This is a genomic window from Candidatus Venteria ishoeyi (assembly GCF_030378065.1).
GTDB classification, from domain to species: Bacteria; Pseudomonadota; Gammaproteobacteria; order Beggiatoales; family Beggiatoaceae; genus Venteria; species Venteria ishoeyi.
In genome coordinates, this window is the sequence record NZ_JAUCGJ010000019.1 from 15,406 (window position 1) to 38,710 (window position 23,305).

The 23,305-nt window shown below is 44.1% G+C and carries 25 protein-coding genes and 1 tRNA gene; 10 read left to right on the plus strand and 16 right to left on the minus strand.

The annotated features are described in order from the left end of the window. Positions 1–51: 51 nt before the first annotated feature. Genes QUF61_RS08175 through tssK form a run of 4 tightly spaced genes read right to left on the minus strand, consistent with a single transcriptional unit; the run spans position 52 to position 2,301 of the window. Positions 52–390, minus strand: a complete 339-nt coding sequence (locus QUF61_RS08175; protein ID WP_103921672.1) for a type II toxin-antitoxin system PemK/MazF family toxin — start codon at positions 388–390, stop codon at positions 52–54. Beyond that, entirely contained in the window at positions 372–581 is a 210-nt protein-coding gene (locus QUF61_RS08180) for a hypothetical protein (RefSeq protein ID WP_103921671.1), read from the minus strand. The genes QUF61_RS08175 and QUF61_RS08180 overlap by 19 nt, the downstream gene beginning before the upstream one ends. Next, positions 565–939: a hypothetical protein gene (locus QUF61_RS08185; RefSeq protein WP_289681290.1), complete on the minus strand. Its 375-nt coding sequence runs from the start codon at positions 937–939 to the stop codon at positions 565–567. The genes QUF61_RS08180 and QUF61_RS08185 overlap by 17 nt, the downstream gene beginning before the upstream one ends. A 12-nt stretch (positions 940–951) precedes the next feature. After that, positions 952–2,301 (minus strand): type VI secretion system baseplate subunit TssK, encoded by a 1,350-nt coding sequence (gene tssK, locus QUF61_RS08190; protein ID WP_177428604.1) that lies wholly within the window; start codon positions 2,299–2,301, stop codon positions 952–954. Between the two features lie 383 nt (positions 2,302–2,684). Here tssK and QUF61_RS08195 point away from each other — a divergent pair, with 383 nt between their 5' ends. Together QUF61_RS08195 and QUF61_RS08200 are read left to right on the plus strand one after the other, a co-directional pair. Continuing rightward, positions 2,685–3,830 carry a murein hydrolase activator EnvC family protein gene (locus tag QUF61_RS08195; RefSeq protein WP_289681291.1) on the plus strand — a complete coding sequence of 382 codons (1,146 nt, stop codon included), beginning with the start codon at positions 2,685–2,687 and terminating at the stop codon, positions 3,828–3,830. Beyond that, the gene (locus QUF61_RS08200) at positions 3,827–4,420 is read left to right on the plus strand and encodes a DNA-J related domain-containing protein (RefSeq protein WP_289681292.1); all 594 of its coding nucleotides are present in this window, start codon (positions 3,827–3,829) and stop codon (positions 4,418–4,420) included. The genes QUF61_RS08195 and QUF61_RS08200 overlap by 4 nt, the downstream gene beginning before the upstream one ends. On the opposite strand, the gene QUF61_RS08205 is transcribed toward QUF61_RS08200, so the two are convergent. From QUF61_RS08205 to QUF61_RS08215, 3 genes are all read right to left on the minus strand, one after another. Next, positions 4,417–4,824, minus strand: a complete 408-nt coding sequence (locus tag QUF61_RS08205) for a YchJ family protein (RefSeq protein WP_289681293.1) — start codon at positions 4,822–4,824, stop codon at positions 4,417–4,419. The genes QUF61_RS08200 and QUF61_RS08205 overlap by 4 nt on opposite strands. Then, entirely contained in the window at positions 4,787–5,647 is an 861-nt protein-coding gene (locus QUF61_RS08210) for a queuosine precursor transporter (protein WP_103921665.1), read from the minus strand. The genes QUF61_RS08205 and QUF61_RS08210 overlap by 38 nt, the downstream gene beginning before the upstream one ends. Before the next feature lie 210 nt (positions 5,648–5,857). Then, positions 5,858–6,688: a DHHA1 domain-containing protein gene (locus tag QUF61_RS08215; RefSeq protein WP_103921664.1), complete on the minus strand. Its 831-nt coding sequence runs from the start codon at positions 6,686–6,688 to the stop codon at positions 5,858–5,860. Between the two features lie 231 nt (positions 6,689–6,919). Here QUF61_RS08215 and QUF61_RS08220 point away from each other — a divergent pair. The 4 genes from QUF61_RS08220 (at position 6,920) to QUF61_RS08235 (ending at position 9,706) form a co-directional block, all read left to right on the plus strand. Then, positions 6,920–6,996, plus strand: a tRNA-Met gene (locus tag QUF61_RS08220). A 54-nt stretch (positions 6,997–7,050) separates the two neighbouring features. Further along, the gene (locus QUF61_RS08225) at positions 7,051–7,602 is read left to right on the plus strand and encodes a TRAP transporter small permease subunit (protein ID WP_286019516.1); all 552 of its coding nucleotides are present in this window, start codon (positions 7,051–7,053) and stop codon (positions 7,600–7,602) included. Next, positions 7,599–8,918 (plus strand): TRAP transporter large permease, encoded by a 1,320-nt coding sequence (locus QUF61_RS08230; RefSeq protein ID WP_103921662.1) that lies wholly within the window; start codon positions 7,599–7,601, stop codon positions 8,916–8,918. Before QUF61_RS08225 ends, QUF61_RS08230 begins: the two co-directional genes overlap by 4 nt. 2 nt (positions 8,919–8,920) lie before the next feature. Continuing rightward, positions 8,921–9,706, plus strand: a complete 786-nt coding sequence (locus tag QUF61_RS08235) for a PIG-L deacetylase family protein (RefSeq protein ID WP_289681294.1) — start codon at positions 8,921–8,923, stop codon at positions 9,704–9,706. Here QUF61_RS08235 and QUF61_RS08240 read toward each other — a convergent pair. Next, positions 9,703–10,263 (minus strand): hypothetical protein, encoded by a 561-nt coding sequence (locus tag QUF61_RS08240; protein WP_289681295.1) that lies wholly within the window; start codon positions 10,261–10,263, stop codon positions 9,703–9,705. The two genes, QUF61_RS08235 and QUF61_RS08240, sit on opposite strands and share 4 nt — an antisense overlap. A 412-nt stretch (positions 10,264–10,675) precedes the next feature. On the opposite strand from QUF61_RS08240, the gene QUF61_RS08245 reads away from it, so the two are divergent. Both QUF61_RS08245 and ftsB read left to right on the plus strand, forming a co-directional pair. Further along, a complete protein-coding gene (locus tag QUF61_RS08245; RefSeq protein ID WP_289681296.1) occupies positions 10,676–12,376 on the plus strand; it encodes a patatin-like phospholipase family protein in 1,701 nt (566 codons plus the stop codon). 37 nt (positions 12,377–12,413) lie between these two features. Continuing rightward, on the plus strand, positions 12,414–12,686 hold the full coding sequence (ftsB, locus tag QUF61_RS08250) for a cell division protein FtsB (protein WP_103921658.1): 273 nt from the start codon (positions 12,414–12,416) through the stop codon (positions 12,684–12,686). Positions 12,687–12,742: 56 nt separating this feature from the next. Here the strand turns inward: ftsB and QUF61_RS08255 are convergent, their stop codons facing one another. The 8 genes from QUF61_RS08255 to QUF61_RS08290 form a co-directional block, all read right to left on the minus strand. Beyond that, on the minus strand, positions 12,743–12,958 hold the full coding sequence (locus QUF61_RS08255; protein WP_103921657.1) for a hypothetical protein: 216 nt from the start codon (positions 12,956–12,958) through the stop codon (positions 12,743–12,745). 237 nt (positions 12,959–13,195) lie between these two features. Then, entirely contained in the window at positions 13,196–14,224 is a 1,029-nt protein-coding gene (locus QUF61_RS08260; RefSeq protein ID WP_103921656.1) for a vWA domain-containing protein, read from the minus strand. A 10-nt stretch (positions 14,225–14,234) separates the two neighbouring features. Then, positions 14,235–14,804, minus strand: a complete 570-nt coding sequence (locus QUF61_RS08265; RefSeq protein WP_289681297.1) for a DUF4381 domain-containing protein — start codon at positions 14,802–14,804, stop codon at positions 14,235–14,237. An 84-nt stretch (positions 14,805–14,888) separates the two neighbouring features. After that, positions 14,889–15,269 (minus strand): hypothetical protein, encoded by a 381-nt coding sequence (locus tag QUF61_RS08270; protein WP_103921655.1) that lies wholly within the window; start codon positions 15,267–15,269, stop codon positions 14,889–14,891. Beyond that, a complete protein-coding gene (locus QUF61_RS08275) occupies positions 15,269–16,564 on the minus strand; it encodes a sigma-54 interaction domain-containing protein (RefSeq protein WP_103921654.1) in 1,296 nt (431 codons plus the stop codon). Before QUF61_RS08275 ends, QUF61_RS08270 begins: the two co-directional genes overlap by 1 nt. Before the next feature lie 411 nt (positions 16,565–16,975). Then, positions 16,976–17,746: a LytR/AlgR family response regulator transcription factor gene (locus QUF61_RS08280; protein WP_103921653.1), complete on the minus strand. Its 771-nt coding sequence runs from the start codon at positions 17,744–17,746 to the stop codon at positions 16,976–16,978. A gap of 152 nt (positions 17,747–17,898) precedes the next feature. Next, positions 17,899–18,675 carry an ABC transporter permease subunit gene (locus tag QUF61_RS08285; RefSeq protein WP_103921652.1) on the minus strand — a complete coding sequence of 259 codons (777 nt, stop codon included), beginning with the start codon at positions 18,673–18,675 and terminating at the stop codon, positions 17,899–17,901. Then, positions 18,660–20,822 (minus strand): leucine-rich repeat domain-containing protein, encoded by a 2,163-nt coding sequence (locus tag QUF61_RS08290; RefSeq protein ID WP_289681298.1) that lies wholly within the window; start codon positions 20,820–20,822, stop codon positions 18,660–18,662. The genes QUF61_RS08285 and QUF61_RS08290 overlap by 16 nt, the downstream gene beginning before the upstream one ends. 200 nt (positions 20,823–21,022) lie before the next feature. Between QUF61_RS08290 and QUF61_RS08295 the strand changes: the two genes are divergently transcribed. After that, complete coding sequence (locus QUF61_RS08295) at positions 21,023–21,943, plus strand: MBL fold metallo-hydrolase (protein ID WP_289681299.1); 921 nt, start codon at positions 21,023–21,025, stop codon at positions 21,941–21,943. Between the two features lie 198 nt (positions 21,944–22,141). After that, positions 22,142–23,299, plus strand: a complete 1,158-nt coding sequence (locus tag QUF61_RS08300; protein WP_289681300.1) for a hypothetical protein — start codon at positions 22,142–22,144, stop codon at positions 23,297–23,299. The last annotated feature ends 6 nt before the right edge of the window (positions 23,300–23,305 follow it).

Genomic DNA, 23,305 nt, shown 5'->3' on the forward strand with positions numbered 1-23,305 from the left:
TACCAGTCAGTTTTTTTGATAATGGCGATGTGCTTGTGTATGCAAACATAATTATTTACCGCTTTGAATGATGTTAATGATGGATTCCTTGATCTCATCAACCTTACTGTCCGCTAACATGCCAATCTTCCGCTTAAAAATAATTCTACCTGCAGTAAACAGTTTTCCTGGACGCACATAGCTTACTCGCTGTAACGACCCTGTCTTGAAATCAGATTCTTTAATTTTTATTGCCTCAGCATCTGCATAAGGGTTGCTGGTAATTTGAACACAAACCCAATCATCTTTTCCTGATTCAGCGACAACAAAAGCCGGTCTGAGCTTGGCATTGGTAAGATCTGAAAATGGAAAAGGAATGAGTACGATAGCGCCTACTGAAGGTGTGACCATGCTTCATCTTCCTCTGGTCGCTCCCAATCAGCAGCAAGGCTGGATTCAGACAGTAACGCGGCCTCAACTGCTTCAGCAGGTGGCTCTTCTAAAATCGTGACCAATGCCCTGTGCCAACCTTTTATATCAAGCGGTTGAGTCAGGCGAACTTGACCGCTTTCATTGACGATTGCTTCAAGTGTTTGAATCATGTTTATGCTCCGGTTGATCTATATGCTTTGTTAATACTTTGATGGGGCAAAGTTTTTTGCCTATCTGTTGCGGTGATGTCCACCATTTTGTGTTTTGAAAAAAATCTTTGTCTACCTGGTAATCGGTGAGCAAACCAACGAAAAACTTGGCACCGCTACTGCCTGTTTCCTGGACTTTTTCGCCATTCAAACAGGTGTTGACTGCGATGCGCTCGCGGTTGCTTTCATACCCACCGCCAATCCACTGTGTCACACCGTAATTGGGTTCGGTGAGGTCGGCGGGGAAGTTGGTGCAGGCGGCGTATGCTGTGGGTGCAAAACTAATCAATAAAATAAGTAACAGAAATAATTTGCGCATGAATACTCCCATTCAGGTTAAGTTAGGTGCATAAAATATTAATTCGCCAGGTCGAAAGCGCTGTTCCGCCGCCGTGTTATTAAAGACTTCCAACACCTCTCCCGGCGTAATAAGGCGATGATCGGTTTCCACCCGAAATAATACCAAGCCTTTACTGGCGATCAATTCCATTTCATCGTCTTTATCAATGGGCTTACGTGTCGCGCCTAATACGCGTGTTTCTTGTAATTCTTGTACTTGGTCACTGCTGCCAATGACAGCACTGGACATCCACTGGACTAATTCTGCATCACCCACGCCCTGCTGTCCACGCATACCCACAATAAAATATTGACCCAGCCAGGCCTCATCCGGGCGCAAGGTAAAGCGATTATCTGCTTCCAAATGGAAGGCAACGGCAATATAAGATTCATGAATACTGTCTAATATCTTATTAATAAAATTTAATACTGGCGTAAAACTGGCCTTTAAATCATTTTGCTGGTAAGCCGGAAATACGGGTGGCAATTGCGCACCGGCAAAACCAGCCATACTGCCGGACAGGGCGCATAATGCCTGATATAAATTATAAGGATGCCCGGTTTTAGCATATAAAATGGCTTCTAGTTGCGGCAATGCTGTGACTAAACCCTGAATAATATTCTGGGTTTCAAATAACATGGGCTTTTCCAGGCGCGAGGAATAGCTGGGTAGACGCAGGCGCTCAGATAAAAAGGCCGCTTTTTCTCGTACCCGCGTGGCAATATGCAAGCTCATTTCATACAAAGGGGAAGCGGGTAATACATTGAGCGTGGGTGGAATAAAATCGGTTAAAGCAAAGGCTTCATTTTTATAAGCCACTTCTGCCAGCGGCATACTGGTATATTTTTTGGGAGGGGGTTCGGTACCGATATACAATTTCAGGTGTGGTTTCAGACGGGGGATACGCAATTCGCCTTCGCCGGTATTATCATCCAGTATGGTTTTGCCTTCCATCGACAAATAACGTGCCATATCACCTTGAAAAACATTCATATCCGGGCGGCGCGCAGGTACAATCAAATAGACTTTTTGATTTCCCCTTTTCAAGTCCTCCAGGATTGCTTCAAGATCCAGTTCCAACTCGCCATCGCTTGCCCAATGCCAGGCAACCAAACCATCCGGGAAAATACCTTCCAGTTCCATAATGCTGAAACGACCATTGAGCAGTAATACCGGATCAATGCGTAAATGGCGTATGCCCCAGAAAAAAGGAATGGACACCATCATGTGATAATGCAGCAATTGATCAAAACGTAAAGACATTTGCTGAAAATGTTGCGGAGCCAATAACATCCCTTCATGCCATTGAATCGCATCAGATAACTCGTATACTTCTTTCATTCTGAGCATTCCTGAGTTTTATTGCAGTCCATTCTGACAGAAAGCAGAAAAGATCAACAGAATATTTTTATTGCATTATGATGGTTTATTTGAATTCAGTAAAAGCTTCATTCAGCGCTAAAGACGCTGAAAGCTGCTTTCATTTCATGCCTAAGCTATTGATAGCAGAGACTTGAATTCGATGAAAACTCAATTCAATACTTTTATTTTTGTATTTTATCGATATTTAACGTGAATTAGACATAAGGTTTTTTATCCAAAAATGCTAAAATCCAGCACACACTATCAATCAGTTAGCGTGAGGCGGGAGCAGTTTTCAGCACGATAAGCGATGAAAGGCGTTTACGTCGAACTCAGGTTATTTATGTCTAAGTATACAGAACATGATCACTAAAAACAGGCTACTGTTATTTTTGTTGTTAGCACTGCTTTGTCCACAACTTTCAGTTGCTGCGCAGTCAGCTAAACAAGATACTGAAAAACTAAAAGATATTAAAAAATCTTTGCAACATTTACAGCAAAAAATACAAAAAAACCGTGCACGTTATCATCCGCTGCAAAAAGAACTGAAAAATACAGAAACCACCATCGGGCAATTGGCTAAAACCATTGAGCAGCAAACCCGACAATTACGTAAAAGTCAAAGACAAATCAAACAATTAAAAAAACAACAAGTGCAGGCGCAAAAAGATTTACAAACCCAGAAAGATACCTTATCCCAGCAAATCCGTGCCGCGTATATGATGGGGCAGCAGGATTATCTGAAATTATTACTCAACCAACAGGATCCCACGCGATTAGGTCGAATAATGACCTATTATCAATATTTTAACGATGCCAGACTTAGGCAAATGCAAAAAATCAGTCAACTTTTGGAAACCGTACAGGTATTAGAGCAAAATATTATTTTAGAAAACCAGGCACAACAAAAATTATTGAAAAAACAACAAAGGCGTAAACAGCAACTGGAAAAGAAAAATCAGCAGCGTCAGCAAGTGTTGACAGCTTTGGGTAAAACCTATAAAAAACAAAAAACACGCTTAGGTACACTGCAACAGGATAAAAAAAATCTACAGGAAATACTTAAACAGGTTAGCGTGCAGCCTCATTTTACACCACTACCAGACACTAAGGCCTTTGCTGAACTCAAGCGTCAATTACCCTGGCCGGTGCAAGGTAATATTGCCCACCATTATGGCAGTGAACGCGGCATAGGCAGTTTGAAATGGCAAGGTTTATTCATTACCGCACCAACCGGGCGCAAGGTACGTGCAGTGGCTAATGGGCGCGTAGTTTATGCGGACTGGTTTCGCCACTTTGGGCAGTTGATCATCATTGAGCACGATCAAGCTTATATGACTTTGTATGGGCATAATCAAAGTTTATATGTTAAAACCGGGGTGCAAGTCAAAGCGGGAAAGATCATTGCCAGCGTGGGTAACAGTGGTGGTAACACTCAAAATGGCTTGTATTTTGAATTACGCAAACGCGGTAACCCGATAAATCCTCACCCCTGGTTCAGGCCATGACGACAAACTCCCGGAATGAAGCGAGTAAGCCATTACATCGGATTATTCTTAATTTATTGCGGAATCATCCCGCTGGACTGGGTGAATATGAATTGCTTAAAGCATTGCAACAAGCTGAAGTAGCGGGTTTTCCACCGGGCTTATTGAGTGAGCCACTGCTTTTATTTCAAATGCATTTTCGCCTGTTTCACCAACTTTATCAGTTACGCGATCAATTGTGGGAACAACAAGCAGGGCATCTGGAAATCTCACCATTGAATATTTGTTTGCAAATTTATCAGCCCGGTCATAAGGGGCTGATGCAGCATGATCCTTTGCATGACTATTATCTGGATATTAATCATCTGGAAAACACCACGGAAGCAGACGTACAAACACAATTACAGACATTCTGGGTAAAGTTTTATGCAGGGGAACAACGCTTTGCCGCATTGGCAGTTTTGGGGTTGAAGGAACCTATTGATTATGCTGCGATTCGCTATCGCTACCGACAACTGGCTGCCAAACATCATCCTGATAGAGGAGGAGATACACAGCGCTTGCAAAAAATCAATCAGGCAATGGATACTTTGGAGAAATATTATCGTTAACTTGCTGCCTGCACATAAAACCATTGCCCATTCATTTTTTCAAAAGAACTGTTTTCTTCCATTTTCTGTGCCTGACCGTTGATTTTATAAAATGCAATAAAGTGCACTGAACCCAGAACTGCCTCAGCTTGACCAGCCAGAGTTTCTAATATTTTTAAACGCAGCCAAGCAGGGTTATCGCTAAAATCCAAGTGTGCTGGGCGGGTTTCGGGGTGCCAGGTTTTCAACAGATAATCTGCATTTTTCAGCACATAAGCGCTGTAGCGTGAGCGCATTAAAGCCTCGGCACTGGGTGCAGGTTTTAAGCCATCAAGATAGAGGCCGCAGCAGTTGGCGTAGCTTTGCTTCGTCCCGCATAAACAGGTTTCAGTGCTTTGTTGCCGCTTTTTCTTTTTTTTCTTCATCTGAGGTGAGTGGTTTTTGACCATTATTATGGGTAGTTTTATAATCTGGCTGAAATTCAAAATGCCAGTCCCGTTTTGACACATCCCATTCTCGTGCCAGATAAATAAACGGCGTATCAATCAAAGCAATTAACACCTTAAAGAAGTATTTTGCCAGTGCCAGATTAAAAGCCAGTTGCAAGGCTTCCATATTGCTCAAGTGAGGTTGTGTATCAAGGAACAGTGGCCACCAGACGATTAATGTATATAACACCGTATCAACTGCTTGCGAGGTTAATGTTGAGATGTTATTACGCAACCATAAATGTCGTCCCTGGGTTTTGTTTTTAATGTAATGAAATATCCACACATCCAGATTTTGGCTGACCAGATAAACGAATAGAGAACCAAATACAAAGTGTGGTGTAAAGTTAAATAAAGTGGTTAAGGCATTATGTGTGCTAACCGCCATTTCCCGTTCAGCCGAGGGGGCAAACATCAGGCTGAAACTCATCATTACCACCACCACGATGCTGGTGGCAAAACCTATCATCACTGAGCGATTGGCTTCTCGCTGTCCATATTTTTCACTGAGCAAATCGGTTGCAAAATAAATTCCAGCATACAAAATCAGTCCTAAGCTGGTTTCCAGGCCAAAAATAATGGTGAGTTTAGGACCCTGGATATTGCTCAGCATAATATTGAGCACCACAATGGCATATAAGCCCATTTTTCCAAAAACACGATATAGGATCAGTGTCAGCGAAAGATCGGTGGCAACCACGATCATCCAAAGAAGATCCTGGTGTGCTGCAAAAAATTCTGAAATAATCGTGGGCAACATAGCTTTAAACTCTTGTAGATTATTGACTATCCAGATTAATCTGCAATTATTGAACCATATTGGCTCAATCAGATTTTTAGATTTTCAGTATTTTAGATAACAACAGTTAAAATCAGGTGCAGCAAGCATAAAACCAGTATTAGATCAACTTCGTCATATTTTGGAAATATGACGAAATAGAATGATGTGAAATAGAATGATGTCACCCCTTTAACTTAAATGCAAACTGCTGGCATCTAGTTCAGTACGAAACCCGGCAGCATGTTGATGACCGCCACCGCCAAAACGTTGAGCAACCTCTGCCACATTAACGCCCTCTTCAGTGCTGCGCAGTGACCAGCGACGCTCTAAACCAACTTCACTGTAACCAGCAGCAAACGGCTGATTTTCACCCAGACGATGTAATAATTCGCTGCTTAATACTGGTGGACAGTTCACAATTGGTACATCATAGCCTGCAATTTGTCCCATGACTGCACGTTTTTGATATTGTACATAGAGCTGTTCCAGGTAACGTGCAATGGCGGTGCCTGCTTCATGCAATTGTGCAAGTTTTTCAGGCTGAGTTACAAATTCCCGCCATTGTGCAAAATCAAAATCATAACTGTCCACTGCCAGGTTAATGATACGACTATCTGTTAATTGAAAACGCCACAAATCACGATCTTCGATGTAGCGCAGTAATTTAGGTACGGGTGTTTGATGAAAATATTCCCAGGTGATCACCGCACCGGAACGATCCATATCAAAATTTAAAGTCAGATTGTCATATTCCTGATCTAATCCCGCTAAGTCTTCTACAGCGCTGATATGATGATCCAGCACAATTACTTTTTTTGCTGCCTGGCAGATTATTTCCATAATGGGACGTTTATAGGAAAAATCCACAATATAAACTACAGCATCCTGGCAATCAGGCGGTGTGTCACCATGCCGCGCAGCAACAAAGTGTGCTTCTGCGCCTAAAGATTCAAATGCCGCATAAGCAGCCCCAAAGCCATCAGGGCAGTTAGCGTGATAAATCACCAGTGTTTTATCCATGAAATCCATCCATATTAATGCAATAAGCGAGTAGTCAAGCTGAGAGTCTATGTTATCAAGGTGTAAGTGCAAGGTGTAAGTGCAAGGTGTAAGTGCAAGGTGTAAGCGACTTTCACTACCTTTAGTTTTATACCGAATTCAGGTTGCTCAGTATATCACGGAAAGAAAATATCATTTTCAATGCTTGACAAAGCCGCTTTGAGTTTGCATAATACGCGCCTTCTTATAGATGGCTATGTAGCTCAGCTGGTTAGAGCGCGGCACTCATAATGCTGAGGTCGGTGGTTCAAGTCCACCCATAGCCACCATTCTTTCTGTTTGAATATTTCTTTTGTTCAAACACGCTTATGCAAGATTCTCCCGTGATTACACTACTACGCTTTTTACGTGATGGGATTGAAACCCTGGTGGAAGGGGTGGGACGCCTCACCGCCTGGTTGGTATTATGCATGGTTTTGCTCATTGCCTACGATGTGATCATGCGCTACCTGTTTAATGTCAGCAATATTGCTATTCAGGAACTGGAATGGCATTTTTTCTCATTGATATTTTTGCTGGGCGCTGCCTACACCCTAAAACATGATGGTCATGTTCGCGTGGATATCCTCTATCAGAGCCACTGGGTTTCAGAGCGCGGTCGCGCCTGGATAAATCTGCTTGGTCATATTTTCTTATTATTACCATTTTGCCTGCTGGTCATTCAAGCTGCTTACCCCTGGGTAGATAATGCCTATATTCGTGGAGAAATATCCCCAGACCCTGGTGGCCTGCCATCACGCTGGCTATTGAAATCTGCGATTATTGTCGGATTTTCTTTATTATTGCTGCAAGGTATCGCTAACCTCATTCATCAAACCCTGTTTTTAGCCGGTTTTGAAACCACCGCTTCTACGATAAAACGCCCCGAGGAATAAGCATGGTAGCCCTATTAATGTTTGCAGTTTTAATGCTGCTGCTATTGCTGGGTTATCCGGTCGCCATTACCCTGGGCGCTGTGGCCCTGCTGTTTGGTGGTATTTTTCTGGAACTGAGTTTTTTTGATCTGCTGCCGCTACGCATTTGGGGCATCATGACCAATTTCACCCTGCTGGCAGTGCCACTGTTTATTTTTATGGGTATTGTGCTGGAAAAATCCGGGCTGGCAGAAGATTTACTGGAAACGATGGGACAATTATTCCGTCCCTTGCCTGGTGGCTTGGCTATTTCCATTGTTTTAGTTGGTGCCTTATTAGCTGCGGCTACCGGCGTTGTCGGCGCAACCGTCGTAACAATGGGGGTTATCGCCCTGCCCAGCATGTTGAAATATGGTTATGCACCAAGTCTGGCTACAGGCACGATTGCAGCCTCCGGCACCCTGGGACAAATTATTCCGCCCAGTATCGTCTTAATCCTGCTGGGGGATGTCATCGGCGTGCCGGTAGGACGTGTATTCATGGCCGCTGTAGTACCCGGTTTGCTAATCGTCTTGCTGTTTTTATTGTATATTTTATGGAATGCCTGGACAAATCCAAAATCAGCCCCGGCAATTACGCTGGAAGATCCAGAACAACAATTAACCCTGCGCAAGCTGCTGCTGAGTTTATTACCACCACTGCTGCTGATTTTACTGGTGCTGGGTTCTATTTTTGCCGGTATCGCCACGCCGACAGAATCTGCGGCAATGGGTGCTTTAGGTGGTTTATTGTTGGCACTGTCACATCGTCGCCTGAACTTGAAAAACCTTAATGCTGCCATGTTACAAACCCTCAGGCTCACCAGTATGGTGTTTTTGATTTTGGTGGGGGCAACGGCCTTTGGCCTGGTGTTCCGGGGCTTGGGTGGGGATGCCTTGATGCATGATTTATTTACCCAGTTACCCGGCGGCGTGTGGGGCTTTCTGGGGTTCAGCATGTTATTAATTTTCATCCTGGGTTTTTTCCTGGATTTTATTGAAATCTGTTTTGTAGTGGTGCCTATCCTGGCTCCAATTGCTGCTTTCTTCCAGATTGATTTACTCTGGTTTGCCATCTTGATTGCGGTTAATTTGCAGACCTCTTTTCTGACCCCACCGTTTGGCTTTTCTTTGTTTTATCTTAAAGCAGTTGCCCCGGATAACTTGCCGATACAAACCATTTACCGTGGTGTATTACCTTTTGTTGCATTACAATTAATTGCTTTGGCTTTGTTATTAATATTTCCAAAACTGGTCGTGTGGTTACCTGACTTAAGTGATCAATTGCGGGGTTTATAAACATGGGCGTGGAACAGGCATTTATTCCTTATACCGCAGAAACCTGTCCGCCACCCGGCAACGTGCTGGTATTAGCGCCGCACCCGGATGATGAAGTATTTGCCTGTGGTGGCGCAATTATGCGCCATGTGGCACAAAATGATGAGGTACATTGTCTGCTGGCAACCGATGGCAGTGCCGCGATTGTGCATGAAAATGAAACGGCAAAACAAGCCTACATCCAATTACGTCGCCAGGAAAGTGTGGAAGCTGCCAAGGTGTTGGCTTATCAGCACATCAGTCACTGGGACATTGCTGATAGAGCACTGGTTTTTAATGAAAAGCAGGTTGCAGCCCTGCTTAAACTCATTCACGATACTCAGGCCACTCGGGTGTACGCGCCCTCTCTGCATGAAATTCATCCTGATCACTATGCATTGGCACAAATAGCCTGTGCAGCCGTTTCACGTTGCGGCGCAGTGGTAACGCTATGCATGTATGAAGTGGGCGTACCGCTAAATCCCAATTATTTACTGGATATCACAGATTTGCTTGAAAAAAAACACCAGGCTATTCATTGCTTTGTTTCTCAGCTACAGCTTAATGATTATACCCGGCATATGGAAAGCCTGAATGCTTACCGCTGTTATACCTTGCCTGCACACATCACGGCTGCCGAAGCATTTTTTTGCCTGGATGGTGAAACGCTAAAAAGACATCCTGAATTGCATTACGGCAGCAGTCGGCAAAGCCATGCGCTACAATCCCAAAAGGGATTAGCCCAGTACCTAAAGCGGTTTTTTAATTAGAACTGATACGCCAAACTAGCGCGAATTGATAAGAGCTTTTCGTGAATATCAAAATTAATCTGATCAAAATTCTCATAAAAATAATCATGGCGCACCATGGATAATTGAGAAAACAGGTGTTTGTTCATATTCCAACGCCAGGCAATGGCTAAGCTGGTACCGGAAACATCCCCGCGCGCACTGTTAATAGTGGCATCCTGGTATTTTGACTGCATATCGGCATAAGCCACCGTAAAACTGAAAATATTGTTTTCGCTGGCACGCCAGCCAGCACCCGCGCCAATGTAAGGGCCGTATTCCTGTAAGTTAATAATATTATCCGGCACACCACTTTGAGAATAAATTTTGGTTTTACCTTGTTTAAATCCGGTAAATAAACTGACATTGTCATAAATGCCATAGCCCAGCGTGACTGAAATATCCTGACGATCAAATGCTATCTGGGTATTACGCTGTAAATTATCAATACTATTTTCTCCCGCAAAATCCAGATAAAAACGCTCACGTATCAGCGTTAGGCTGGCACCCGCTGAGAGTACGTCGCCAGTGATTTTCACTGGCGCAGCAGAATAAGAAAGATCCCGGTAAGATAATGATAATTTAGGTTGAAGCTGTATTTCAGCAGCGTCTAAATTATGAAAGAAACTGAAAAAAAACAGGATAATAAGGACTAATAAAGCATACATAAATAGGCGGTCTTAAAATGAGGGGGTAAACAGGCATTGTACGCTTTTTCTTGCTATCAGGTAATTTTTAAGGGTGCTTTTTGTGCGGCAAAGCACCATTTCCATTCGCTGATACTGTTTTTGTGTATACCAAAAATCTGCACAGTTGCCTGTATTCCCCTTAGAATATTTCAGTACACTTTTTATACGCTCGTTGAATAGAACCACTATTCGCCTTAAATAATGATAAAATTGACCTCAAATTATCTTGTTCTCGCTACGGTTTCTAAGGAATAATCAATAGATGGCTAAACAAAAGAATCCTGAATTTGAAATTGGTTTAGTAATGGCGGGCGCAGTTTCAGCAGGCGCTTATACTGCCGGGGTACTGGATTTTCTACTGCAAGCTTTAGAAGTTTGGGAAGAGGCGAAAAAACAAACACCAGAAACCACGCCGCAACATCAAGTCAAAATCAAAGCAATTTCCGGCGCTTCAGCAGGTGGTATTTCTGGCGCTTTGCTGGGTACCTTGGCAACACGTAGCTTAGATCCCGTAACCAGCCCGGAAGTTGCAACCCATGCCGACAATAAGCTGTATCGCTCCTGGGTGGAATTAGCCGATATTTTTCGTATGCTGGAAGATAAGGACTGTCAGGATGAGAAATCACCACTGGCTTCATTATTAGACGTATCGGTACTCAATGAAATTGCAGACTATGCCTTTAGTCCCAGTGGTGAACTCAAGCACCGGCCTTATTTTGATAAGGAGTTGCATATCCTGTTAAGCATCACCAATCTGCGCGGTGTACCTTATCAGATTCGTTTTGGCAGCAACACCTCAGCTGCCCATGATTTATCTTATCACGCAGATCATATTCACTTTGTTTTTGCCAGCGATGATGATAATTTACCCGCTGGCGCTTTTCGTCTCGACCCCTTTGACTTCACCACGCCAGAATGGCTGCTCTTAAAACAAGCCGCTCTAGCTACCAGCGCCTTTCCCGGTGGTTTGGCACCCCGGGTTTTGCATCGTCCACTGGGTGATTACGCGAAACGCACCTGGTGGATGCCAGTTGCAACGGAAGACAAAAACCATCGTTGTTATGCCCCGGAACATATTAAGCCACATTGGCCAGAAGCCTATCAAACCCAGCCCGATCAGGAATATGAGTTTTTATGCGTGGACGGTGGGGTAATGAATAACGAGCCTTTGGAGTTGGCGCATAAGGTGCTGGCTGGCGAAGGCGGCTCCAACCCCCGCGAAGGTGATAAAGCGCACCGCGCGGTATTAATGGTGGATCCCTTTCCTGATCCCATTCCTTTTGCAACTGACTATGAACCGGATACGAATATTCTCTCGGTATTGCAGCAGATGTTTGGCAGCCTGCTTAATCAAGCGCGTTTTAAGCCGGACGAACTGGCTTTGGCCTGTCAGGATGATGTTTACAGCCGTTTTATGATTGCCCCCAGTCGCTCATCGGATGAAGGTGCAAAAAATACTGCACCACTTGCCAGTACTGCTTTAGGCGCTTTCGGCGGCTTTCTGGATCAGTCTTTCAGAGAGCATGATTTTCACTTGGGACGGCGCAATTGCCAAAGTTTTTTAAAGCGTTATTTTACTTTGCCTGAATGTAACCCCTTGTTTGAAAACTGGACAGAAGAACAGAAACAAAGTTTTTATATTCGTAATAAATCAGGGGAAATTTACCAGAATGCACAGGGCCATCGTCACCTGCCTGTTGTGCCACTGATGGATGAAAGTTTATGTAAACCCATCCCGTTCCAGGAATGGCCCACTTTATCCACCAAGGTTTTAAAAACCAAATTAAAAGCAGCAGTGCGCGCACGCGCAACGGTGGTGGTTAAAAAACTATTACCACGTTCCATGCCCGTATTGCGCTGGATACTGCTATCGCTTTGGTGGCTGTTAGGTAAACGCAGATTCAGCAATAAAATCATTAATACGATTTACCAGGACTTAAAACAACGGAATTTGCTGGATTAATTCAAGCTGCACTTGAATTAAAAACTCAGGTTAAATTATGTTACGACCATTCATACTGGGTACTTTGTTGTTACTATTACTGGTTTTACAATATGCCTTGTGGTTAGGTGATAATGGCTTTGCGGAACACCAGCAGTTACAACAACAAATTCAACAATGGGAAGGCAAAAACCAGCAGCTAAAAGAACGTAATGCACGCCTGATAGCAGAAATCAGTGATTTAAAAAATGGGCTGGATGCGATTGAGGCGCGGGCGCGGCTGGATTTGGGCTTGGTTAAACCGGGGGAGCAATATATTTCACTGGATTGAGGGTGTGTTTACAGAACTGACTAAACATAAGTCATAATAATTCCATAGGTGCCTATTCAGCGAACTTCCGCGTCTTCTGCGGCTAAAGTACTAAACAACCACCCGCTAAAAGACGGGTGGGTTAGAGCGTTTGGCGGCTGAAAGCCGAGATACAGGGCGGACAAGCCCTGTTGTTTAGCCCCAACGGGGCGCATTAATATAGCCAGGGGTAACACCCCTGGAATTGTATCCGTGCCATTCACGCCCTGAAAGGGCAGATTAAAATATTGCAATCATTTTAACCTGCCCTTTCAGGGCGTAAACGTGTCATTTTCTACCTTGGGGCGTTGCCCCAAGCTATATTAAAATACCCCTTTGGGGTGTTAGCGCTAAAACCCATATTTTAAGTTTTACCGTTAAACATTAGAGATAAATCTGTTCGCCTGAAAGGCGAAGGTTTTAACCTTGTGCATGGAAAATAAAGCCGCAGAAAGCGCGGAAGTTCGCAGAAATAATCAGGCGTGTTCAGCTTAAATACTTACCTGCCCCCGCTTCCGGCTGTTCCAGGCCAAAGCCAGCAATAACAACAAAGCAATACCCAAAGGATAACGATACAAAGATTCTGGTATCCACACCGTGCGGCTTTCCGCTTCAGTTTTTTCCAGTTGATTAATTTGTTCGTAAATCTGCTCCAAAGCCTTGGCATCAGTGGCGCGGAAATAAGCGCCGCCACTGTATTGGGCGATTTTTTGCAGGATGCCTTCATCCATGCTCATGGCTTCCATGGTAATTTGACCACTTTCATCCGGGAAAGGCACGGTTTCCTGTTCGCTACCAACGCCGATGGTATAAATGCGTATGCCGTGCTGCGCGGCTAACATAGTGGCAACATTAGGGGGTAAGCTACCAGCGGTGTTTTCGCCATCCGTTAACAGAATCAACACCCGCGAACCTTCCGGGCGCTCGCGTAATTTTTTAACCGCCAGGGCAATCGCATCACCAATCGCCGTGCCATCACCTGCCAGACGCGGCACGGTGGCATCCAGCATTTTACGCACGGCGCGGGTATCGAGGGTCAGCGGGGATTGCAGATAGGCACCATCGCCAAATAAAATCAAGCCGATGCGATCACCTTCACGCTGTTCGATAAATGTCCCCATCACGCCTTTGACCACTTGCAAGCGGTTAACGCGATTGCCACGCACACTAAAATCCAGTGCCAACATGGAGCGGGATAAATCCACTGCCAGCATCAAATCATAACCCCGGCTTTTCATTTCGGTATGCGGTCTGAGCCATTGCGGTTGCATTAAGGTCAATACCAAAAATACCCACAGCAATGAGAGCAAAAACAAGGGTAGCCATAAACCTTTGGGCATGGCAGGTTCGGCTTTGGCATAAGCGGCTTCCAGACGCTCTAAGGCCGGATGAATCAAAGCGGGTTGTGATTCTTCATCATCCAGGCTGGTTTGGTGCTGGGGTTTTAGCGGCCATAACCACCAAATCAATAAGGGCAAAGGCAATAATAATGCGAAATAGGGCCAGTAAAAGGTAAACATGAAAAGCTTCTTATGGATTTCGGTTGGGCAATTGTTTAAGGAATTGCCAGAATGATTTCAGGGCAGCGCGAATACGGGCTTTTTTCTGTGCGCGTTTAGGTAATTCTGCATCCACCCAGGCACGGGCGGCGCGAAATAAGGTACGTACCTGTTTTTCCTCTTTACGGTTAGTTGCAATTGGGGCATCGGGTGGCGCGTAAGGCAAAGATAATAATAACTGTCCACGCTCCTGCCAGCGAAAACGTTTGGGATCGTGCGCCTGCAACCAACTCAACCAAGCTTCCCCTTGCAGACCCGCGCAGCTTTCCCGACCATAACGGGCAATTGCCAGTCGCCGCATCAGTTCGGAGAATTCTGCCAGGGTGGCCTTGTCAGGCTGGCGTTTGATTTGGCGGTATAGCTTGTTCAGTTGTGAGCGGGCATCGGGACGCCAATCCAGGCGCCTACGGATTTTTCCTGCGAATAATAACAACAGGACAACGACAGTCAGCAACAACCACCAACCCGGTGCCAGCGGCCACCAGGGGATGCTGTCCAGACCGTGTATATCGCGTAATTCTCCAGAAATAAATGGTTCCATTGTTATACCTTATGCTGCCTGCCTTTGTGGCTCTGTAACTAACATGCTTTCTATGCTTAAATAATAATGTTAATACACTTTTGCTTACCTACTTAAGTTTTGTTCGCATAATTTCAGTTTTTTACACACAAAGTTCACGTCATTGGCTGTTAAATTCCCGGCAGCCTGACGAAAAGACTCAATGAGGTATTTTGCGCGAAAAACACCATCAGGTAGCAGGATAGGGCTGCTTTTATAACGTCCGGGACGGTTTTCGCCATCATCCATTCGATCATGACTACAACCTTTATCATGCTGCCAGGTAATTACCCGTGCCTCGCGCGTTTTATTATAAACCAACTGAAAGCCAATGATTCTGACATGTGTTTCGTCAAGCCACAACATTAAATCAAATTCCTGATCCATAAACCAGCGGCGCAATGGTTCACCTTTGACTTGTTTCACTTGTAAAATTTCATATAACATCAGGATTCAAGGCCCTTTAATTTACGATATAAGGTGCGTTCGCTCATGCCCAGTTGTTCGGCTAAAGAAGCACGATCCCCCGAGTGAGTGCATTGCGCCCACTGTAAATAATCCCGTTCCAAGGTTTCTAATGGGATGATTTTTTCACCAAAAAAAGGCGGCTTAGACGTTGGTATACAGGTTTGGCAGGTGTCAGGTAAATGCACGGCTAAGATGCTGTCACCATCTGCTAATAAGCTGGCACGTTCGAGAATATTACGCAGTTCTCTGATATTTCCGGGAAAAGCATAATGCTTTAAACATTCCAGTGTTGTTTCACTGGCCTTTAACTCGCGTTGACCAACAATACGTTTTAACAAGGTTTCCACCAACAGAGGCAGATCTTCCATACGTTCCCGTAATGCTGGCAAATGAATGGGAAAAGCACTGATCCGGTAATATAAGTCCTGGCGAAACTTACCTTTTTCCACCATTTTATTTAGCTTTCTATGGGTTGCACACACCAAACGGAAGTTTGCCTGACGTGGTTCAACCTCACCGACGCGACGATAAGTTCCAGTTTCCAGCAAGCGTAATAGCTTAACTTGTAAGTTTAATGGAATATCACCAATCTCATCCAGAAACAAGGTGCCGCCGTGTGCCGCCTCAACCAAACCCGTTTTGGTATCAAAGGCACCGGTAAACGCCCCTTTACGATGACCAAATAATTCACTTTCAAACAAGGTTTCTGACAAACCGGAGCATTCCACGGGTACTAACGGTCCTTCAAGGTGACTGCTATCGTGTACTGCTTTAGCCACCAACTCTTTCCCGGTACCGGATTCACCCAGCAATAAAACCGTGGTTAATGTCGGTGCTACCCGTTGTAATAAGGCCAACATACGATTAAATGCAGGTGCCGTACCCACTAAATCTACATTGCCAGGCTGGGTGCTGGCAACGGCAGGATGGCGCATAATTTCAACAAAAAACTGAATATTACCCTGGTTGTCTTTCAGTGGAATGGTTTCCACTTCAACGTGTTCTCGTCCCTTAGGGGTGTAATGTAAATGCAAAACCCGGTGCGGTTGTTTGGTTTCCCGGCAGGTATCCATCGGGCAACTTTCACCAGACAGGTTACAAGGACGATCATAGTTATGTGATACTTCGTAACAGTGTTTTCCTAAAATGACACTGGAGTTTGCATAATGTGACTGATAACTCTGATTGGCACATAAAATACGGTATTCCGGTGATAATAAAATGGCCGGTTCGCGTAAACAATTGAGGAAAATATTTGCTTCATCTAATTTCATGGTAAGGCTTTTTCTGACAGATTAGGCTTTAAACACATTTTAATTGTGTCATTATTGACAGTCAATCATTATTTTCTGGAAAGGGTCACACCTGAAAATTTAAAATGAAAGGATAAAAGTATTTAATATCAAATAGTTAAGCTAGTGACTGGGTTTTCCATGAAATTGGCATAGACACTGCATTTATTAAGTAAGATTTTAAGTGCATCACAAAACATAAGTCAGTATTAAACAGGTGAGTTTTTCACCTTATTTAGCCTCCTAAGCCAAGCCTTTGAAGCGGGAAGAGTTGATCTTCACCGCTTCTTTTTTTGTCTGTTTTCAGGTTAGGAACGAGGATAAAATAAGAAGTGAAACCGGGCGTAGGATTTTCATTTATTTTCAGGACAAATAAATAGTTACATCGCAAGCTCAGGTTTTAGCATTACGGCGCGCGCCACACATATCGCGGATAGTATGTTTAACATTTTGCAGATGGCGGCGACTGATTTCCAATTGCTCATCAATCCCAGTAAACGTAATATAATGCTGACCGTTATCATCTTTTTTCCAGCCAGCGACATGTACCAGCGCAACCAGCGCATTACGGTGTATCCGTAAAAACTGCCCGGAAAACTCTTCTTCCAGATTTTTTAAAGATTCATCCAGTAATACTTCACCGCCTGACCAGGCCATCGTGACATATTTTTGTTCAGCACGAAAATAATAAGCTTTTTCTACCGGTATCAAGCGTACTTCGCCATGCATATTGATACTGATATGGGTACGCGCCCTTTTGCTGTGATCGGTATTATTCAGGTCTTTTTCCACCTGTGGTTTTTTATGCCAGGCTTTTGCCCGATCCAGCGCCTGCTCAAGGCGCTCGCGGCGAATCGGTTTGAGCAAATAATCCACAGCTTGTTGCTCAAAAGCATCCAGCGCATACTCACTATATGCTGTGGTAAAAATAATAATCGGCGGATGTGGATAGGTGCTGAGCTTTTTAGCCGCATCCATGCCATTAATACTGGGCATCCCAATATCCATGGTCACAATATCTGGTTTATAGGCTTTACTCATTTCCAGAACTTCGCGTCCATTGGCTGCTTCTATTTCTAATACTTCATGACCGCCAATTTCATTGAGCAAGGCACGCAGGCGTCGCCTTGCTAACGGTTCATCATCTGCAATCAGAATTCTCATCCAAATTTATCCATTATAACGGGTGTTATGCAACCCAATTGTTTTGATAGGAATCTTATACACGCTTTGATTATCCAAAAATCAGTGTGGCGCAAAAGTATTTTTTTTTGTGCTTTCAAAGCATAAAAATGAAGCTTTTATATCACACCTTATCATAAGTTTTTTCTGGAAAAATCAATTTGCATCATAGTAAATAATAATAGGCCATAAACCCCTGTTTGTAGTAATAAACTATTTAACAGACTGAGATTGGCAGTATGGTAAACCAACCAGCCTGAATTCGTAAACTGATGTAAATTAGGTAATAGTTTATCCAGTATGGATAAAAAATTTTCCAGCAACCAGCCACTATGACTGGTTTCGGCTAATAACAGATTGGCACTGATCGTTAGCAGGTTATCCAAACTCCGGGAGAGCAGATAAAACCCCAAAACCAGCACTAAAGCGGCGTTGCTTTGCCGAAAGTTAATGGCCAGCAGCAGGCTGAACAAGGTGATCAACAATAACTCAGCCCAAAAGGAAACCGCCCAGTACAGTAGCTGCAACAGGCTATCAGCCCAGGCACTGATAACAATAACACTGGCAAGTACTAATAAAGCAGCCAGTACGGCAAACCCCAAAAATTTACCAAATAACCATAAACGACGGGAAATTGGTAAAGACAACACACGATAAATATCCTGGCGGGTAAATTCTGAGATCACGCTATGAATAATCCAGCTTGCCAGCCAGTAAACCAGCAATAAGCGCAAACTACCCGCCAGAAATATTAAGTGCGTTTGCGCCACTTCCGTAATTGCCAGACTGGCGGCAAACTGTGCCAACCCTAACATCATTACTAATAACGCGGCACTGAGCGTAAAAAAAGATTTACGCCAGGCTTCCAGTAATACGGAGAAAATCAGAATCCGAATCACGGGTTTGCGCAATCTGAAGGCTGCTGCATTGCTTCCCAGTCTTTATTTTTTTGCGTCAATAAGGTCTTCAGTTTTTCATTATCAGTACTGAGGCGGTTATTATTCAACTCAATGACGCTACCTGGTGCATTCAAACTACTGGATAACAGCCACTCAGGCACACTACCGCATAATTGATTATCAGCCAGATTTAAAGTTTCCAGACGCTTTAAAACACGCCAATCAGGAATGGGGCCGGTGAAGTGATTATGCTGTAATTGTAACCATTTCAGATATTGCAGGGCGCTCAATTGCGTTGGCAAGTCGCCGTTAAATTGATTATGAGCGAGGTTTAAGGACTCTAGCCAACGTAAGCTGCTGATGTCCGGTATCCCACCTGTAAGTTGATTATTTGCCAAATGAATACTTTTCAGGCGTTTCAAGGTGCTGAGATCCGGTAATTCGCCATCCAGCTTATTTTTATTCAAAACCAAAACCTGTAATGTAGTTAATTTTTCAATACTACTTAATGCCCCGTTTAACCGGTTATGACTGAGGTTTAATTTCTCCAGAGCTGATAAACCTGTCATATCAGGCAAGCTGCCATGAAAATCATTATGTTGCAGTTCCAGCACCTTAAGCTGGCTTAATTGCGCGATAGCAGCCGGTAACTTACCCGTAAACTGATTATGGTAGGCTTTCAGCGTTTCCAGTTGCTTTAGCTTATCAAGCCCCTGCCATGTACCAGAAAGTTGATTACGTGACAAAATTAAGGTTTTGAGTTTATCCAGCTTACCAAGATCCGGCAGCGTCCCTGATAATTTATTTTTTGCCAGGTTTAGGGTTTCTAAATGCGAGAAGACACTTAAATCCGGCAGCTCACCTTGCAGGCGATTACCCGGTAATTTCAAACTGATTACCTGAGATTTCTGGCAGCCTACACCACGCCAGTTACAGGCTTTTTTGTCTGCTTTCCAGCCATTATTATTACGCCAACTGGGGCCATTGGTTTGCTCAAATAAAGCCACCAGCGTATGGCAAGCCGCTGCTGGAATATCGCTTACTTGCTTGCAAAATGCAGACTCGGCCACTTGTTCACCAATTTTTGCAGGCTCTGTGGCAGTGCTTTCTTGAGTCGCCGCAGGCTGTTCAGCTATGGCTGTTGGATCTGCTGCTTGTTTAATGGTGGGTGTGGTTGCTGTTTCGGCACTACTTTGCTCGGCTTCTATTGCAATCTCAGGCGTGACTTCTAGCGGCGTTGTTGCAGGTTCTGCAACAATGGCTTCAGGCGCAGGTGTTGCTTCTTGTAAAATCTGCATTAATACTTTGTATAAACGCAATTGCGCATCTTCCTGCACAAAAAAACTGGTTTCATTAAAACGCCGGGTACTTTTCAGGCCGTTGGCAAATTCCAGTTTAACCTGCACCGTTGAATTGACTTGTCCACTTTGTCCGTCCTCATCAATTTGCACTTTTATCTGTTCGTGCTGAATAGCGTAATGCACCAGTTTCTCTAATTGCTCTTCCAGCAGATGCACATAAGCATCGCGTGCAATGTCATCTGAGCGGGTTTTTCCTTCCGCTGTGGTTTCCTGGATATTTAATTGCGCCGCTAAATATTGCTGATAAGTCTGCATATCTTTGCGCCCTAAGGCACTGTCCATACTACCGATGGCATCTTCCAGCATCGCCTCAGTCATTTTAAGTTGTGCCGCTTCCACTTCAGGCGTTGCTGCAACGGCTGTTTCCACAGTGGGTGCAGGCTCAATTACAGGTGTTGGTTCAGGAGATACTATGGGCGTAATCGCAGGTTCAGGGACAGGTTCAACAGGTAAAGGTTCGGGCATTTGTGGCACCTGTTTCTGGCTGGGTAAAATAGGTGGCGGAACCGTAACTGGTGCAGGTTTGGATACTGCTGGTTTTTTTGATTTAGGTTGCTCAAACTGAAATGGTCTAAGATCGCAATAGCTTATATCCGGGCTGATAATTAAATAACCCAGACTGGCGCGCCTTGCCTGTTCTTTTTTAGAGAGCTTATCTGCTGGATAACTGAGATCATACGGTGGGAATACTGAAGAGCGCTCGTTACCTTCTGCATCAATTAAATAATAACAACTGGCCTGCGCCAGCAACGGAAAAAATAACAGCAGAATGCTGAAAGTGATAACAGGCCGATTCATGCCTTGCCCCTTTGAATACTGAAATGCCATGTAAAATATTAGGTTTCAATATACTGCAATTTATGATTAGAGTAAATTAAGCGCACTTGTATTCTCAGGTGCCCCCCTATATAGATAATAAATTCTGACAACTCAATATAAAGTGCTTAGCAATAATGAATCGATATAACACAACTGCCATTATCACCTGCATGATATTCATGCCCCTATTTGCATATGCCTGGGACTTAGGCGAAACCGGAACCTATCATTTTGAAGCTATTAACCAGCAGGTTTATGTTATGCATGGCCCACTGGAGGAACCGAACAAAAAAAATCAGGGCTTTATGAATAATCCGGCAATCATTGTGAGCAAAACCGGTATTATTGTGATTGATCCTGGTAGCAGCCACCTGGTCGGCAAACAAGTCTTAGCTGAAATTAAAAAAGTCAGTAGTTTGCCGGTTGTTGCGGTATTTAATACCCACATCCACGGCGATCATTGGCTGGCAAATCAAGCTTTGCGGGAAGCCTATCCTGAAGCCAATATTTACGCACATCCTAAAATGATTGAACAAGCTAATGGTGAACAAGGCATTATCTGGCTTGAATCAATGGAGCGCATGACCGAAGGTCTGAGTCGAGGTACGCAAGTTATCGCACCTGAGCACGCAGTGATTCAGGATAACATCATTACAGTGGCTGGCGCGCACTTTCGGATACACGCGATGATACCCACGCATACTGATACCGACATCATGATAGAGCATGTGGAAACAAAAACCTTATTTCTGGGTGATAACTGTTTTTATCAGCGCTTAGGACGTTTTGATACTACTGCCAGCATTCACGGTAATATTGCCGCTCTGGAATATGCCAATAAGCTGAAAATGGCTTATTACGTGCCTGGACATGGACAAAGCGGCAGCGCAGAGAGCACAGTGTTACCCTTTTTACATTATTTACAAAAATTAAAGCAAGTGGTTAAAGCCGGATTTGAGGCAGACTTAAGTGATTATGAAATTAAAGCAAAATCTGCACAACAATTTGATGCTTGGCGCAACTGGTCAGGTTTTGATGTCAATTTTGGGCGACACATCAATAAAATGTATCTGGAAATAGAAAGTCTGGAAGGCTTTTAAATTTTGGATTAAGGCTTTTCCCGCAATAGACAAAGCCGATATCAAGATGGCACAATATTTTTTACGATAAAAAACCTTTAATAGCTGAAGTTCTACCGCAGGTCAAACAAGCACAACTATCCAGCATTAGATTTTGGTTATAATGGGGGCGTATTAACAAGCTTTACCTACTTTTAATAATACCGAGGAATTGTCTTAATGAATAAAAAAACCTTGATCAGCAGCCAGACCCTGGCTTTAGTGGCAGCAGGTAAATTGGCCGTGCAATCCAGCACCGTATCCGCCGAAGATATGATGGATACCAGTTCCAAACTGACAGGTGCCAACCAAACGGAACAGGATCCTAATCACGTCCCACCGATGCGCTCGGATCAACTCTGTACGCCTTTAGACGTTTGTATGCCGCCGACTAAAGATTTTATTAATGATTTTGATGATGCTGAATTTTCCGGAAAAATAGGGGGTATGCGTCGCCAGATGGGTTCAGGCAAAATGCCAGAGTCAGAGCCTGTTGATAAACCGCGTTATTTTGCCAGTAATGGTGTAATTTTTGCCGGTGATGTGGATGACTTTGGCGAAGCTGGCCCACGTCCTAAAATTGATTTTATTATCAGTGGCGTACCGAATAAAACAACTGACATATTCCTGATGTATTCTGATCGACCAATGGGTAAAAAAAAGCCAGGCATGGATGGTATTCCCGGTGAAGATATGCCGGAAGACGATGTACTGGCACCGATGTTTGACAACCCTGAAGGCAGTGGCGACCTGGGCATTCCTTTGTTGGATTCCAGCGGCAATCTGGAAGCCGATCTGAAATTCATCACCGGTATCCGCGCCGAGCCTGTTAAACCCATACCTGGTTTTGACGTTGACAATAACGGCGTATTTGATATGCCTCCTTCACCTTTGGGTAAACCCCAAATTAACCAGCGCACGGTTGTTATTTCCGTAAACCTGGATAAATTAGGCCAGATGGTACAAGACGGTCAACTACCTCATAATGTTTATTTCCAGGTAGCAGCTTTCCCGGTTGGAGAAGATGACGCACCGAATATTGACTTTGCCAAAGCCCAGTTCTCTGATGTGGATCATTACATTATTGAAGTACCCGGTGATGAAGGCGATTTGAGCACTGATCCAGGCACTAAAGGTGGCACCATGACCGCAGATTCAGCCAGCAAATCAGATGGTTCTACCGGCGACTCTACTGGCGGCAAATCAGATGGTTCTACCGGCGACTCTACTGGCGGCAAATCAGATGGTTCTACCGGCGGCTCTACTGGTGGCTCTACTGGCGGCAAATCAGATGGTTCTACTGGCGGCTCTACTGGCGGCTCTACTGGCGGTAAATAAGGCTAA

What these genes read in the sequence shown, in the direction of transcription:
- QUF61_RS08175 (WP_103921672.1), bottom strand. Translation starts at nt 390, where the DNA reads ATGGTCACACCTTCAGTAGGCGCTATCGTACTCATTCCTTTTCCATTT.
- QUF61_RS08180 (WP_103921671.1), bottom strand. Translation starts at nt 581, where the DNA reads ATGATTCAAACACTTGAAGCAATCGTCAATGAAAGCGGTCAAGTTCGC.
- QUF61_RS08185 (WP_289681290.1), bottom strand. Translation starts at nt 939, where the DNA reads ATGCGCAAATTATTTCTGTTACTTATTTTATTGATTAGTTTTGCACCC.
- tssK (WP_177428604.1), bottom strand. Translation starts at nt 2,301, where the DNA reads ATGAAAGAAGTATACGAGTTATCTGATGCGATTCAATGGCATGAAGGG.
- QUF61_RS08195 (WP_289681291.1), top strand. Translation starts at nt 2,685, where the DNA reads ATGATCACTAAAAACAGGCTACTGTTATTTTTGTTGTTAGCACTGCTT.
- QUF61_RS08200 (WP_289681292.1), top strand. Translation starts at nt 3,827, where the DNA reads ATGACGACAAACTCCCGGAATGAAGCGAGTAAGCCATTACATCGGATT.
- QUF61_RS08205 (WP_289681293.1), bottom strand. Translation starts at nt 4,824, where the DNA reads ATGAAGAAAAAAAAGAAAAAGCGGCAACAAAGCACTGAAACCTGTTTA.
- QUF61_RS08210 (WP_103921665.1), bottom strand. Translation starts at nt 5,647, where the DNA reads ATGTTGCCCACGATTATTTCAGAATTTTTTGCAGCACACCAGGATCTT.
- QUF61_RS08215 (WP_103921664.1), bottom strand. Translation starts at nt 6,688, where the DNA reads ATGGATAAAACACTGGTGATTTATCACGCTAACTGCCCTGATGGCTTT.
- QUF61_RS08235 (WP_289681294.1), top strand. Translation starts at nt 8,921, where the DNA reads ATGGGCGTGGAACAGGCATTTATTCCTTATACCGCAGAAACCTGTCCG.
- QUF61_RS08245 (WP_289681296.1), top strand. Translation starts at nt 10,676, where the DNA reads ATGGCTAAACAAAAGAATCCTGAATTTGAAATTGGTTTAGTAATGGCG.
- ftsB (WP_103921658.1), top strand. Translation starts at nt 12,414, where the DNA reads ATGTTACGACCATTCATACTGGGTACTTTGTTGTTACTATTACTGGTT.
- QUF61_RS08260 (WP_103921656.1), bottom strand. Translation starts at nt 14,224, where the DNA reads ATGTTTACCTTTTACTGGCCCTATTTCGCATTATTATTGCCTTTGCCC.
- QUF61_RS08265 (WP_289681297.1), bottom strand. Translation starts at nt 14,804, where the DNA reads ATGGAACCATTTATTTCTGGAGAATTACGCGATATACACGGTCTGGAC.
- QUF61_RS08270 (WP_103921655.1), bottom strand. Translation starts at nt 15,269, where the DNA reads ATGTTATATGAAATTTTACAAGTGAAACAAGTCAAAGGTGAACCATTG.
- QUF61_RS08275 (WP_103921654.1), bottom strand. Translation starts at nt 16,564, where the DNA reads ATGAAATTAGATGAAGCAAATATTTTCCTCAATTGTTTACGCGAACCG.
- QUF61_RS08280 (WP_103921653.1), bottom strand. Translation starts at nt 17,746, where the DNA reads ATGAGAATTCTGATTGCAGATGATGAACCGTTAGCAAGGCGACGCCTG.
- QUF61_RS08290 (WP_289681298.1), bottom strand. Translation starts at nt 20,822, where the DNA reads ATGAATCGGCCTGTTATCACTTTCAGCATTCTGCTGTTATTTTTTCCG.
- QUF61_RS08295 (WP_289681299.1), top strand. Translation starts at nt 21,023, where the DNA reads ATGCCCCTATTTGCATATGCCTGGGACTTAGGCGAAACCGGAACCTAT.
- QUF61_RS08300 (WP_289681300.1), top strand. Translation starts at nt 22,142, where the DNA reads ATGAATAAAAAAACCTTGATCAGCAGCCAGACCCTGGCTTTAGTGGCA.